Genomic DNA, 14305 nt, shown 5'->3' with positions numbered 1-14305 from the left:
GGGGTATCGCCGGAGGCAGCGGCACTCCGTCGTGTTGAGTTATGTCTCAAAGTATCTATCGGGACCGCCACCGCCGTCGCCTACGGGCTCGGCTGCCGGTGGTGGGTGCGCTGCCTACCCCCCGCGATGGCGTCCCGTTGGCAGAACCGCTCCCGGCGCCTGGAGCCGAAGTCCGCCTGGTGGCTGCTGTTCCACGAGCATCCGGATGCTGTCGTCCATCTGGGATGCGTTCTGACGGACGGCGGTTACCTCGCCGGACGGCTCCACAGTTTCAGCCGCTCCCCAGTCGAGAACGGCGACCGTGAACTCACCCTGCGCGGTGACATCACCTACCGCGCACCGGGAGACAGCACCGCGGCGGTGCTGCCCCTGGTCAACGCGGTGGTCATCAGTGCGCGCCAACTGGCCTTCGTGACTGTCAGCTATCTGCCGACCGACTGCGGCCCCGCTCCCGTGCCGGCGCAGGGCACTGCCACGACCGGCGGGCCGACGGGCGACCCCGCTGGAGGGCCGTGAAATGGATACCGTGCTCGGAGAGCTTTGGGGAGGGCGCCGAGTGAGTGCGGCCGTGGTGGAGGCCCTCGCACTGGCCCAGGCACTGGCCGCCCGACAAGGCCGCGCCCAGGTCACGACGGGTCATCTGCTGGACGCACTGTTACGCGTGGCCGAGGCCCCCGCCTCGCACGCGGGCGTGATGTTGCGGGCCCAGGGGCACGCACCGGACGAGCTGGGCCGCGACCGCCCCCGTGGGACGGCCGCGCCAGGCGGGGTGCGCAGTCGTGCACAGGAGCCACCGCCACCGGATCCCGCCGTCCACGAGGTGCTGCGGGACCTCGACTCCTGGACCGTCGTCACGGGGGACCGGCGGGCGACCACACTCCATCTGCTCGCGGCGTTGTCCCGGTCCACGGCCGCCGAAGGAGTCTTCCTGCGCGAGGCGGGACTGGGCTCGGACACCGTCCTCGCTGTCGGCGCACGGTGCCGGGGCGACGTGCGGGGCGAGGACGCGGCCTTCGCGGCCGGTCGCCGTCCGGAGGGCGACGCCACGGTCCTGGCCATACCCCCGGCTCCCCGCCCGGACGACCTCGTGACTCGCACCACGGGCAGGCGTTCGGCCTCGGTGGCGCGGTTGTTGAGTGGTCAGTTGCCGGAGAGTGGCCGGATGAACACCCGCCTGGGAGTCGTCCGGGTGCGCTCGTGGGTCCTGGGCCACGCCGCGCACTACCTGATCACCCTCGCGGCGGTGCTCCTCCTCGTCGACGAGTTCATCGGGACGGGCGACTGGACGCTGTTGGTCTGCGTTCCTCTCGTCCCGCTCCAACTGTCTCTCACGCCCTGGACCGTCTGGGTGGCGGCGCGGGCCGTGGCCCTGTGGCTGACGCCGGCACCCCTCCCCTGGCTCGTGCTCGGCGCCTCGCTCCTCGAAGTCCTTGTGGTGAGGGACGAACTGTGGATGAAGCGGGTCGACCTGGGCCGCCCGGGCCTTCCCCTGCGCTATTTCCGGCTCGAGTACTGGCGCGAGTTGCGCAGCATGATCGAGGCAAGGATGTTCGGTGACGATGAGAACTGACAGGGCCTCGGATCCTGCGTTCCGGGACGCGGAGTCCGCGAGGCGCTGGCTGGCCGAGCGTGGTGGTCCCCGTGACGAAGAGGCCGCGGAGCTGGCGGCTCCAGCCGACTTTCTGATCGCGGCCCGCCGCCTGAGCCGTCTCGAAGGGCTGCTCGTCCTCGGGCGGGCCGTCCGTGACTATCGCGCGTTCCACCGTGCGGGCACGGGCCGACGCCGCCTCGGCACCTGGGACGTAGACAGCGGACGGCTGCTGTTTCGGCAGCTCGTGCTGCGCCCGTTGGCGTTGAGATTGCTCCTGCCCGGACTCGTCGGCGCCGCGGGAGCTCTTGCCGCTCTCCCCCTCGCACAGATCCTGCTGTGCATGGGCGCGGCGCTGCTGGCTCGATGGCACACCCTGATCTGCACCCTGCTGACCCTGGTCGCCGTCGTGGTCGAGTGGGACACTTGGTGGTTCCCCCCGCTGGCCGCTATGACCTCTTGGTACGCCCATGCGGTGACCGACCTGCTGTGGAGCGTGACGGGAACGGCGTGGTGGGCGCGCGGAGCGGCGTTCGCCTTCCTGCCGCTGAGGGACCGGCTCGTACTCAGGGCATCCGGCAGGTGGACGCTGTTCGCCACGGCGGTGGACCTGGCGGCCGGTGGGCAGGGGGGAACCGCCGAACCCTTCCTGGCGCGCTGCGGCGAGGTCCCGCGCCGCAGCCGGCCCGTCCTCGACATGGCACGGGCCCTGGTCGCCCTGCAGCGGGGCGAGCTGGCGGACGCGCTCGCACGAGCGGGTGCCGCCGTGGACGCCGCGCGGACGTCTCCGGCCGGTGTGCGCGGCTGGTGTCATGCCCAGCTGTCCCAGGTCTTCCTCGCCAGCGGTCGTCTCGACGATGCTGCGGCTGTCCGCGACGAGGCGATGCTCCTGCTCCAAGGTCGGCGGTGCCGCCGCTACGCCCGCGAACTGCAGGTGGCGCGTGTAGCCGAGGAACTGGCCGTCGAACCGGTCGAGTCCTCCCTGCGCGAGATTCACCGTCTGCGACGGGCGGCCATGCGCGCCAGCGACCAGAACCTGTTGCGCCACACGGAGATGTGCGTCGTCCAGCTGATGCTGCGGGAAGTGGACAACCGCGCCGGTGCGGCGCTGATCCTGCCGTCCGTCGTCGAGGGAGACGATGATGCCCGTACCCCGTGGCACATCACGCCGGACCAGGCGGCGAACGAACGGCTGCTGCGAGCTTCCGTCCTGGTCGAGGCGGAGGAGACACGGGATCATGCGCGCAAGGACGCGCAAGCCGCGCTGGCGATCGTTGATGCCGGCCGCAGACCGATCGCCGCCGTCGCAGCGCGTCTGCTGCTCGCGCGGGCCGACGAATTCGACGGCCGTCACGATCTCGCGCTGGCCCAGGCCGCGCACGCTCTCGCCGCCGTTCACGACGCCCGTTACCTGATCCCCTCCGCGCGTGGACGCAAGCAGTGGGAACGCATGCAGCTCAACGCCTACGCCACCGTGCTGCGCCTGGCAGAACGCTCGCAGGACGCAATCCTGGTCGCCGAGGTCGTCGAGACCGTGCGGGGCGAGGTGCTGCCCGACCGGATCGGCCGGGCGGAGCTGGAGGCGCACCTCGCACTCGACGCGATGACCGCCTCCGCCACAGCCGCCGGGACGGCCGCCCGCCCGGACTCCGTTCACGGAGGGCCTCCGGCCGGGGAGGATCCGTCGGCCGGGACGCCGGCGGGCCTGGCGGGCCTCGATCCGGTCCGCAGGCCGCCGCCGGTGCGGGTCGCGGGCCGACGGCAGCTGCCCACCGGCACGGACCGGCCCGAGGTGATCGATCTCGACCTGGAACTGTGCGCGCTGGCCGGCCGCTGCTGGTACTGGAGTGCGGCGGCCGTGCTCGACCGTTACCACTGGGTCGTCCGCGATCCTGACGGCCGCTGGTTCCAGGGAAGTTGCGACTTCGGTGAGCACAGTGCCGCCGCCCTCGCCGACGGAGCGCTGCGCGAGGCACTGCCGTTGCCGCTCCCGGACGAGGATTCAGCCTCGGCCGGAGCGCGCGCGGAACGGGGTCCGCTCGCACGGGGTGCCGGACCGGACGGCGGGAAGGAGCGGGCGCTGCTCGGCGCGGTCGCCGATGCCTTCCTGCCGCCCCCGCTCGCGGCCGGGCTGCGCGCCACGTCCGGCGAAGCGTCGTCGCTGGTCGTCTCGCTGCCTGCGGCTCTGGCTCATCTTCCCGTCCCCGCTCTGCTCTTGGAGCCCGGAACCGACCGGCGGGTGGTGGACGTGGCACGGGTGCTGCATGTCCCGGCCTGGTCGGTGATCGGACAGCGCCGGTCGCGGCCCGCCGGGAGAGCGGGGACGTATGATCTGCGCCTCGCGGTGATCGCCCCGGACGGCGACCAGCAGGCCGCCGCCCGCCTGGAGTGTCCGCCGGCAGCCCGCCGGTCCCTCGGCGGCCCGCTGCCGAAGAAGCGGCTGTCGGAGGCCCTGCGCGCGCTCGACGACGACCGGCACTGGCTCCTCTACCTCGCGGGGCACGTGGATGCCGGCGGGAACCCGACTCGCAGCGGTCTGCGCCTGGCCCCGGAGGGCGACGGGCACGGCCATCTGTCGATCGCCGAGATGCTCGGCGCCGCGGACGCGGACGGCCACGAGAACCCGTTTCCGCTTCCTGAGCGCGTCCTCGCCGTCGGGTGCCGCAGCCTCGGCCACGACACCGTGGCCGCCGGCACGGTCCGCACCCCGACCAGTGAGTGGCTCGGCTTCGGTTCGGCGCTGATGTTGGCGGGTACGGACCACGCCATCTGCACGCTCTACCCGGTTTATCCGGTGCGGCAGTTGAACGGCATCGCACATCGCCTCGCCGACCGGCTCGTCGCCGGCGAGAACCCCGCCGATGCGCTGCGCGCCGTTCAGCTCACCGAACTGGAGCAGTGGCGCCGCACCGGCCGGGGCCGGCCGTTTCTCTGGCAGGCTTTCGTCTACGTGGGAGTGGGGGTCTGACGGTGGCGGATTTCACCCAACGTCGCCCGTCGGGCCCGGCCGTGGCCCTCACACCGCGGCTGCGCTGTGCGCACGGAGCGGGTGCCGTCGTTGGCGCCGCCGATGCGGCACTCACGACGGGACGGGCCGCGCACGCGCTCGACGCGTACCTGCGTGCGCTGGCCGACCATCCGAGGACCGGCTTCTGCGACCGAGTGCTGCACGCGCGAGCGGCAGAGGCGGCACTGGCGGCGCGCTGCCCGCAGATCGCCCGCGACCTGGCGTCCGCGGCCGCCCGCGGCGCCGGTGAACGGCCCATCGGCGCGGACGCCGCCCTGACCGCCCGGGCACTGGCCCTGCTGGCCCGCGCCCTGCTGGCCTTGGGCCGCACGGAAGCGGCGGCAGGTGCGCTGCGCCGGGCGCAGAGCACCGTGCAGCGCGACAAGGCGGTGGACCAACTGGTACGCCTGTCCGCGGCCCAAGTCCACCTGGTGCTGGAAGCTCCCTTCGACGACCTGGAGCGCGCCACCGCATGGCTCACCTCGATGCTGGGCAGGCATCAGCTCAACCCTGCCCAGCCCGGCGTGATGCCTTCCCTCCTCATCTCCCTCGGGCGCACGTTCCTGCAGCACGACCGTCTCGAACCCGCATGCGAGTCCTTCGACATGGCCGGCCGGTTCACGGGCGTCACCGGTTGGGTCGCCGCCAAGGGCATCCTGGCCCTTGCCGGCCGGCACCCCGAGGCCGACCGGCGCATGCGGTACGCCGCGGCGGACTGGGCGGAGGCGCTCTGCGAGGAAGCCCACTGCCGCGCGGCCATGGGGATCGACTGCGCCGAGAGCGACGCGCCGCTCGTCTTCGGCCTCGCCGCGACTTCGGCGGCGAACCGAGGTGACGCGGAGACGGCGGCGCGGCTGTCCGCGTCCTGTACGTACCTCGACGGACTGGCCCGGACCGGTCAGGGGGTGTGGACCGTCCCCGGTGAACCCCCCGCCGACTCCCTCTTCCTGTTCGCGGACCACGCGGCGCAGCGCCGCTGGGCCGCCCTTCACCAAGGCGTGCACGGTATCCGGGCGCTCGCCACGGCCGGCGCTGACGCGGAACCGGATGCCGACGTCGACGTCCTGCCGCCCCGGCCGGTGTGGTGGGCTGAACGCTCGGACGCCGCCCACCTGCGCGCGGTGGCCCGTGAGGCGCATGGGGTATTCGGCCGGCTGAGCGCGTCGGACCCCGAGACGTTCCGGGCGATGTACGACCGGGCCATCCGAACGATCGCCCACCTGGAGTCACTGCTCGGTGAGGAACCGATCCTCAGCAGGCGGCGGACTTCTCGGCTCGAAACGAGTGCCTCGGTCCTGGGACCGGTGCGGCCGGCGCCCGACGGCGGGTCCGCCGCGGCCGACTGGAAGAAGCCGCCTGGCGCCCTTGGGCTCCCGGCGTTCGTGCCGGCCCCCTACAAGGACATGACCACGGCGACTCCCAGCGCCGAGCGAGCTCGGCCCGGGGCCTTCGCACGTCCCTCCTGGTCCGTTGTGGACGCCGGACGGCCGGGGGCCGACTGCTGGACGGCGCTGACCGCGGCGGCCGAGGCCCATCGGCTCGGCCATGGCCTGGTGGGAAGCGAGCATCTTCTCCTGGCGGTCTCCGAGGACGCCGACTGCGCCGGACTGCTGGGGCTGCTGGGGATCACTCGCGCGGCCGTACTGCGGTGTGTCACGGCGCTGCTGGGGCCGGACCCGGAACGCCGCGCGGAACTCCGGCTCTCCGAGAGGGCGGGCGCCGTGCTCGCCCTGGCCGCCGGTCACGCCCTGGCCAGGGGCGCGGGGCGGGTCCGTCCGCTGCATGTCCTGGGCGCTCTGACGCTGGACGGCATGGGCGTCGGAGCGCAGATCCTGACCTCGCTCGGCGCGGACCACGACGAGATCCTGGTCCGCATCCGATTGCACACTTCCTCCGCTCCAGACGGTCCGACGCCGTCCGCGGCCTCAGCCGGGTGGGTGATCGGTGGGCTGCCGTCGCTGCGGGACCTGACCGCGCCGACCCGCCGGAGTGTCGCCAGGGCGGTGGACTGGGCCGCAGCCTCACCGGGCGGTCTGCTCGATCCGTCGCTGCTGCTCCGCGCGATCGCTGCGGAGGGCTGGGACCAGACCCGCCGCCCGGCCGCCGGCCCGTCAGGCATGCTCCCCTCCGGTCCGCCGCGGAGCCCGGAGCATGCCCTGCCGGATGCGAGCGTGCCCGCCCCGGACAACGCGGGCGGCTCCACTGCGGAGGTCGGCAGCACTGCCCTCCGCGTCACGCCCACACCGGCCGCGCGCCGGGTGCTGGCGGCAGCCTCCAAGAATGCTCAGCGGCAGGGCCGTCAGGGCGTGGACCTCGACGACGTCGTCAGGGCGATCCTCCGGGACGGTGACTCCGCCGAGAGTACCGGTGCCCGCCCGGCTCCGGGAGCCGAGGAAGGGGACAGGCCTCCACCTGACACCGGAGCGAGAGGTGTCCTGGACTCCGCCCGGGCAGCCGCCGAGAGCGGAGGACAGCCGTACATCGGTCCCGAACACCTCCGGACCGCTCTGGAGGAGGCCGGTGACCGGCCCTGCCACGCCCAGGCGGCCTCACCCGGAACCGGGCTGTACCCCGGTGCCCCGCTGCCGCTGACTCCGGGCGCCGACCGGGCGCTCGCGTCCGCCGCTGCTCTGGCACGTGCCGCCGGCCGTGCCGGATTCACCGCCGGCGACCTGGCACAGGCTCTCTCCGAGGTGGCACCGCTTCCGAACTCCCGTCCCGCACCGCCCAGTCACGAGTACGGGTCCGAGAATCCGACCGAGCGCGACACGGCGGACGAGGAACCCGAGCGGCCCGACGGACAGCCGTTCCACCCAGATCTGGTCCGGCACCTGAAACGCGCCCTGGCGACGATCGACCGCGAGACAACCAATCTGCTGTCCCGGGGCCACTCCACCGATGGAGACGAGGCCGAGTACCGGCGGCGTCTGGAGGAGGTACTGGACGCACAAGGCGAACAGCTCGAAATCCTGCGGCTGCTCCACCGGCACGCCCCCGGCCGCCACGTGCACCGGTTGATCGAGGTACTGACCACCGTGGCCCGGCGGCGTCGGGGCTTCCTGGCCTGCGCCGCACTCGATCAGGCCGCCGGTCTGGCTCGGCTGAACGCCCGGCCGCACCAGGAGCGGACAGTCGGCCTGGCACGCGTCCTCACCGAGTTGGGCGTGGTGCATCAGGAGTCGGGAAGGTGGCGGGAGGCCCTGGTGTGGTACGACGAGGCACTCGGTCTTCTGGAGCCGGTGCAGGAGCCCGACGGCGGCTCCCTCGCCGCTGCCGGGATGGCATCCGAAGCGGGCGACCTGCGGGGCTGGACGCTCGGACAGCGGGCGCGCTGTCTCTCCGCCGACGGTCCGGACTCCGAGACCGCCGCACTCCTGCTGGTCGCCGCCCACCACAGACTCCGGATGACCGGGGCGAGACCGCCGACGCGCCTCGGACCGATGGTGACGGAGGTCGCGCACGTCGCAGGACGACTCGGCGAGCTCGGCCGTCACGACCAAGCGCTCGTCGTGGCGAGCGGCACGATCAAGACGGTGGGCGCCGAACTGCCGGAGCTGGCCGCCGTCCACGACGAGCGGGCACGGGCGCTGTCCCGCCTCAATCGTGGTGATCTCGGGAGGGCCGACCTCGACCACGCGGTCCGACTGGCACCCGACGACCCGTCCCGTCTGTCCGCGAGGGGGGCGCATCTGCTGTGGACCGGGGGGCTCGACGAGGCCATCGCCGACTTTGACCGCGCTCTCGCGCTCTCCCCCGCCTCGGTGTTCCCCTTGCACCTCAGAGGCGAGGCATTCCGCCGGGCCGGGCGCCTCACCGAGGCGCTCGCCGATCTCGACACCGTCGCGCGGGACGGCGGGTCCCCGTCGGCGCTGCTGTGCCGGGGGCAGGTACGGCGTGAACTCGGTGACGTGGAAGGGGCGTTGCGGGACCTCACGGCGGCAGGCGCCCTTGATCCCGACTGCGCCTGGACCCGCTACGAGTACGCCCTCGGGCTCTTCGTCGCAGGCTGTCCGGAACAGGCACGTCTACAGACCGGCGCGGCCATCCGGCAGGGGACGGCCCGCTACCGGGAGTTCGGCCCCTGGCGCTTCACCCACGCGGCCAACCTGGCTGTCTTCCACACAGCACTCGGCGCGGGGCGCCAGGCCTGTCACTGGCTGGGGACGGCGTTCAACTACCGCCATCACCCCTGGGGGGTGGCGGACTTCCATGACGACCTCGTCGAGCTGGCCCGAGCTCTTCCCGAGCGTGCCGGACTCTGCGCCGAACTGAGCAGAGCGGCCGGCCGACATGGCCCTTGAGCGGGGCTTGACCGACGGCTCGGACGACGGCACTCGTCGACCCCACCGGCCTGTCACGCCGGCGGCGCACACCGGCCGTCCGTGAATTCGGCCACCGTGCCCGCAAGATGTGCTCGACGTGGCAGCGCGATCGACACGGCCGTGCGAGGCCTCTCTTGGACAGGGCGTGACACACCAGGTCGCTCTCTTGTGCATATTACTCACTCTAAATATCCACACATGAACAAAAGAGTTAACTAGTCATCATATGCGCCTGCTTGACTATTGCGCCCGGTTAAGTGAGTGCAGTATCTCCGTCGTACACGAGGAACGACGGAATCGGGGGGATTGCCGTGGGCAAGTCAGTGCGGGTGGAAATCCATGGAGAGACTTCGAGCACGTCCCTGCGATCGCTGTACTCCTCACTGGCGCAGGAGCCCGCCTGGCGCGGACGCGTCGACGTCATCAAGGCACCGCACCCACCGGAGACGCTGAGCAGCAGCCTGCCCGAAGCGCTCGTCATCGCCCTGGTGCCGGGGGGAGCGGTCTCGATCCTGGTCGGGGCAGTGGTGGCCTGGGCCCGGAGGCAGGCGGTGGGGGACGTCGTGTGCAAGCTGAGCCGTCCGGACGGAACCTCGGTCGAAGTGTCGGCTCCGATCGCGCGCAGCCTGCGAGGGGCGGATGAGTTGAGTGCTCTGGTGGCGGACGTTGTGCGCCGCCTGGAGCACGGCGCGGGCGCTCCGGACGGGGAGTGACGGCAGTGGGGACTTTCGCTGCGTCCGGTGCGCGGGTTCTTCTGGCCGGATGCGGCGCCTACAGGGCGGAGTCGGGGCTGGAGGACGTGACCGCGGTGGCGGCCAGTGTCCGTGACCTGGGGCAGGCGCTGGTGGAGCGGTGCGGGCTCGACGAGGCGGATCTGCGGATGGTGCTGGACCCGCAGGAGCCCGGCGAGTTGGGGCGGGCGGTCGCGGAGGAGATCGGGCAGCATGCCGGGGTGCTCTGGTTCCACTACGTGGGGCATGGGCTGGTCAGTCCGAGCGGTCAGCTGCATCTGGCGACGGGTGGGACCCGTACGGAGCCGGGGTGGCTTGCGCATACGGCGCTGCCGTATGCGTCGGTGCGTGACTCGCTGCTGCTGAGTTCCGCGGGTGCGGTGGTGGTGACTCTGGACTGTTGCTTCTCCGGGCGTGCCGTTGGGTTCCTCGGGCCGAGCCCGGAAGGGCTGGAGGCGGACCTGGCGCAGATCGACGGCGGGTTCGTACTGGCTGCCGCGGCCAGGGAGGAACTGGCGCTGGCGCCGAAGAACTCGGTGCACACGGCGTTCACCGGGGAGCTGATCAAGCTGCTGTGGCAGGGCGATCCACAGGCCGGACCTCAGCTGACGCTGCTGGGAGCGGCGCGCTCTTTGCAGCGGTCCCTGGGCGAACAGGGGTTTCCCGTTCCTCGCCAGCGGACGAGCGGACGAGCGGGCGACATGGTGCTGTGTGCCAATCCCGCCTACCGGCCACCGGCTGACAGCGGTGATGCCGACGAGACGCAGACCCCCGCGGACTCAGGCGCCGACATCGTGTGTCCCTACCCGGGGCTGGTGGCGTTCAGCCCCGAGCAGGCGGCGTGGTTCTTCGGGAGGGGGAAGTTGCTCGACCGGCTGGCCTCGCAGCTGGCGCAGCGCATGGACACGCCGGAGTTGCTGGTGGTCGTCGGGCCGTCGGGGGCGGGGAAGTCGTCGCTGCTGGGGGCAGGGCTGATACCGGCGCTCGGCCGGGGTGACGCGGGTCTGCCCGGCTCCGCCACGTGGCCTCATGCCCGGTTCTCTCCCACCGGCCGACCGGTGGAAGCTCTGGCGGCGGCACTGACCCGCCTGGGTGGCGGCGGGAACGTCGAGGACATCACGGCCACTCTGTCGGCACAGCCGGGGGCCATGAGCGAGTTCGTCGGGAGGATCCTCGAGGCCAGGGCCGGCGGGCAGGGCACCGGGCGCACTCGCCTGGTGCTGATTGTCGACCAGTTCGAGGAGGTCTTCACACTGTGCGAGGACCGCACACAGCGGCAGGCGTTCATCGGGGCTCTGAGCGCAGCCGCGAAGGGGGCGGACGCGGCGGGCGGTGCACTGGTGGTCCTCGGACTGCGGGCCGACTTCTACAGCGAGTGCCTGGCCCGGCCGGAACTCGAACACGCACTGGGTCAGGCCGTGGTGGTCGGCCCCATGACGCAGGCAGGCCTGGCCGAGGCCATCACCAAGCCGGCGGAGATGTGCGGCCTGAGACTTCAGTCCGGACTGGTCGAGATCATGCTGCGTGATCTGGGACTGAAGGCCGAGGACGGCCTGGGTGAGGAAAGGGGTGCCGACTGTGAGGCCGCGGACGCAGGAGTGCTTCCCCTGCTGGCTCATGCGCTACAGGCAGTGTGGGACCTACGCGAGGGAAGGACGCTGACGCTCGCGGGCTACCGTGCAGCCGGAGGAATCCACGGCGCGATCGCCGCCACAGCCGACACCTGTTATGCCGCCCTGGAGTCGGAAACTCTCAAGGAGCTGGCAAAGACCATGCTGCTGCGGCTGATCCAGGTCACCGACAAGACCGAGACTCGGCGTCGCATGGGCCCCACCGAACTGCTCGTGGATCTGCCGCGGCCGGATGCCACAGCCGTACTGGACGCCCTGACCGAAGCACGGCTGGTCACCCGGGACACCGACGCGGTCGAGATCGCGCACGAGATCCTCATCCGAGCCTGGCCACGACTGCGCACCTGGGTGGAGGACGACCGGGCCGGTCTCCTGATCCGCCAGCGTCTGGCAGCCGCCGCCCGGTTGTGGCAGGACGCCGGACGCAAGGAAAGTGAACTGCGCCAGCAGACGGTCTTGCTGCGCGAGGAAGTCGCCTGGGCGGCGCATTCCCCCGCTCACCTGCGACCGACCGCCGTCGAGCGGGACTTCCTCAACGCTTCAGTGGCCCTGGACCAGCGCCGCACCCGCACTCGACGGGCCTGGGCTGTGGGCGGCAGTCTGCTGCTGGTCCTGGCTCTCGTGGCCGGACTGCTGGCCTTGCAGCGCTCACAGGCCCTGTCTGCGAGCCGGCGGCAGGCAGCCGCTCGCAACATCGCCGCCCGGGCCGACACTCTGCGGCAGTTCGACCCGCAGACCGCGATACTGCTGAACATCGCCGCATGGAAGACCGCGCAGGTACCCGAGGCGCGGTCCGGTCTGCTGACCGCCTCCGTGCAGCAGGACCAGGACGCCCTGTCTCTGCCGGATCTGTCCAATCCCCAGGTTGTGCTGTCCGGAGACGGGCAGGTGGTGATGGCCGTCAACGGAGACGGCACGGCCTACGTATGGGATATCGCGGCCAAGAAGCTCACCCATGGGTTCGATGTGTTCGACGCGGCAGCACATCCTGACGGCGGTGCGGCCGCCATCAGCTTCAACGGTCGGGTGGCGGCGGTGCAATCGGGCGAGGGCGTGCGTTTGTGGGACGTCGAACTCGGTCGGCAGATGCACCGCCGGACGGTGGGCGCCCCGGACAGCACACCACTGTCACTGGATGCTTCCGGACGGCTCCTGGCCCTGGACTCCGGCAACCATGTGGAAGTCTGGGACACGGTCGAGCACCGGCGACTGTTGCGAGCACCGGGCCCGGCGGCCACGGCAGAGCTGTCACGAGACGGCCATCTGGCCTTCTGCGGCCCGTCCCAGCACAAAGGCGGTCAGTCCGCAGTACTGGAACTGTGGGATGTGCGCACACATCGGAGTATTTCACGGAACCTGACCTCTTCCGTCGTATGCGACGCGAGATCCCTGCACTTCAGCCCCGACGGAAAGCTGCTGGCTGCCGCCGTTTTCACCTCAGGGACATCGGCAGGCCAGTTCACGCTCTGGGACACCGGCACGGGACATACGGGGGGACTCTTCTCGGCATTCCACGTCCTGGGCCCAGGTTTTCCCTTCTCCGTCTCTCTTGCGTTCTCCCCGGACGGTACTCGGCTCGCGCTGTCCGACGATCAGGCGATCCAACTGACGTCACTGAGCGGCGAGAGCACCGACCAGAACTATGTGCTGAACAACGAGGACGCGGAGTTCATGGCGTTCGCCCCGGACAGCCATACGCTGCGGTTTCTGCGCGGTATCAATGCCGGATTGGCCGTCAGGTCCATCAACATGGACACCGGGGCCGGCCGCGCCTTCTCCACCGCGGCCGGGGCGAGCGCGATCAGCGCGGACGGACGAGTCGTAGCCGTACAGAGCCCCGACGGCAGGCGCAACAAGGTCCGGATCATCGACCCCGCCACGGGCAGGGCAACCGGACAGGCCCTTGCCACCCATCCCGCCCCCGCGGCCGTCCCGGGAAATCCCGGCCCCACACCGATGGCACTGAGCGCAGACGGACGGCTGTTGCTGGTCGCTGACCCCACCGCGTCCACCATTGCCGTGTGGAACACACAGCACCGCCGCCGAGAACGCCGACTGGCCTTCTCGGCACCGCTATCAACGAAGTCGTCCCCGTTCGGAGGCACAAACCTCCTGCTGAGCGCCGACGGCACGGTAGCCGTCGCAGCGCTCGGCGACGGTACTACAGTGCAGGCGCTGCGGGTGAACACCGGGACGGCGATCCGCACCGTCCGGAACGTCACGGGCAGGCTGCTGGCCATCAGTGCCGATGGCCGCCTCCTGGTCACCAACGCGGGTGAGGTCATAGATGTGACGTCAGGGCGGACACGCAGGGTTGTCCTCGCACGCTACGGCACGGCCACACAGGCAGCGTTCAGCCCCGACGGCTCGCTGCTCGCCGCGACGGACCATGCCGGAGGTCTGGCCCTGTGGAACAGCACGGCCACCAAGCGGCTGACTTACCTCGACGGCGGGAACGCCTACTCTTACGGCAACGGCATGCTCGCGCCCGGCGGCCTGCTGGCCTTCTCCGCCGACGGGCGCCAGCTGGCCGCCCAGCAGCCTCTGGCCCCCAGAGTGACGCTCTGGGACACCCACACATTCCGAGCCCTCGGCGCTCCGCTCCCCCTGTACCCGCAACTGAACGTCCACGGGCTCGCCTTCGACACCAGCAGACGACACCTGCGAGTCGTAGGGGCTGATGCCCGTACCTCCTGGGACCAGTCGGCAAACCGGCAAGGAATCTTCCTCGTCCAGACGGCACTCGCTCCGGACGTGCTCGCCACCGCCCTCTGCAAACGCGTGGGACGTGATCTGACACGCACCGAATGGGCTCTCTACATCCAGGACCTTCCCTACCGGCACGTGTGCACGTAAAGGTCTCGAACGCCGGCTCCACGATGCGTGCGCTGGGCGGCCGCACGGCGGGTAAGGCCTGAGACTTGTACGACCGAACCTCGGTCGAGCTCCTCCGGACCCGCGTTCTCACTGCACCATGGTCTGGGCGACGGAACCGTGGCGAGCGCACCGAAGATCCAAGAAATCTC

General features: G+C 71.2%; 6 protein-coding genes. All 6 read left to right on the top strand.

Annotation, left to right across the window (positions count from 1 at the left end; genetic code table 11):
• Window positions 1–516: DUF6338 family protein (locus IEZ11_RS34405; protein WP_229713525.1), on the top strand; the 516-nt coding region annotated here is incomplete at its 5' end.
• Window positions 517–556: 40 nt separating this feature from the next.
• Window positions 557–1570, top strand: a complete 1014-nt coding sequence (locus IEZ11_RS34400; protein WP_189266871.1) for a Clp protease N-terminal domain-containing protein — start codon at window positions 557–559, stop codon at window positions 1568–1570.
• Complete coding sequence (locus tag IEZ11_RS34395; RefSeq protein WP_189266870.1) at window positions 1560–4556, top strand: CHAT domain-containing protein; 2997 nt, start codon at window positions 1560–1562, stop codon at window positions 4554–4556. The genes IEZ11_RS34400 and IEZ11_RS34395 overlap by 11 nt, the downstream gene beginning before the upstream one ends.
• A gap of 41 nt (window positions 4557–4597) precedes the next feature.
• Window positions 4598–8896 carry a tetratricopeptide repeat protein gene (locus IEZ11_RS34390; protein WP_189266869.1) on the top strand — a complete coding sequence of 1433 codons (4299 nt, stop codon included), beginning with the start codon at window positions 4598–4600 and terminating at the stop codon, window positions 8894–8896.
• A 332-nt stretch (window positions 8897–9228) separates the two neighbouring features.
• Window positions 9229–9630: an effector-associated constant component EACC1 gene (locus IEZ11_RS34385; RefSeq protein WP_189266868.1), complete on the top strand. Its 402-nt coding sequence runs from the start codon at window positions 9229–9231 to the stop codon at window positions 9628–9630.
• Window positions 9627–14135, top strand: a complete 4509-nt coding sequence (locus tag IEZ11_RS34380; protein WP_444544942.1) for an NACHT and WD repeat domain-containing protein — start codon at window positions 9627–9629, stop codon at window positions 14133–14135. Before IEZ11_RS34385 ends, IEZ11_RS34380 begins: the two co-directional genes overlap by 4 nt.
• Window positions 14136–14305: the final 170 nt, after the last annotated feature.

It is taken from the genome of Streptomyces fuscichromogenes, from assembly GCF_014645815.1.
In the GTDB taxonomy this organism is placed as follows: Bacteria; Actinomycetota; Actinomycetes; order Streptomycetales; family Streptomycetaceae; genus Streptomyces; species Streptomyces fuscichromogenes.
The sequence above is the reverse complement of the archived record's forward strand: the minus strand, read 5'-3'. Positions and strand labels throughout refer to the sequence as shown.

What these genes read in the sequence shown, in the direction of transcription:
- IEZ11_RS34395 (WP_189266870.1), top strand. Translation starts at nt 1,560, where the DNA reads ATGAGAACTGACAGGGCCTCGGATCCTGCGTTCCGGGACGCGGAGTCC.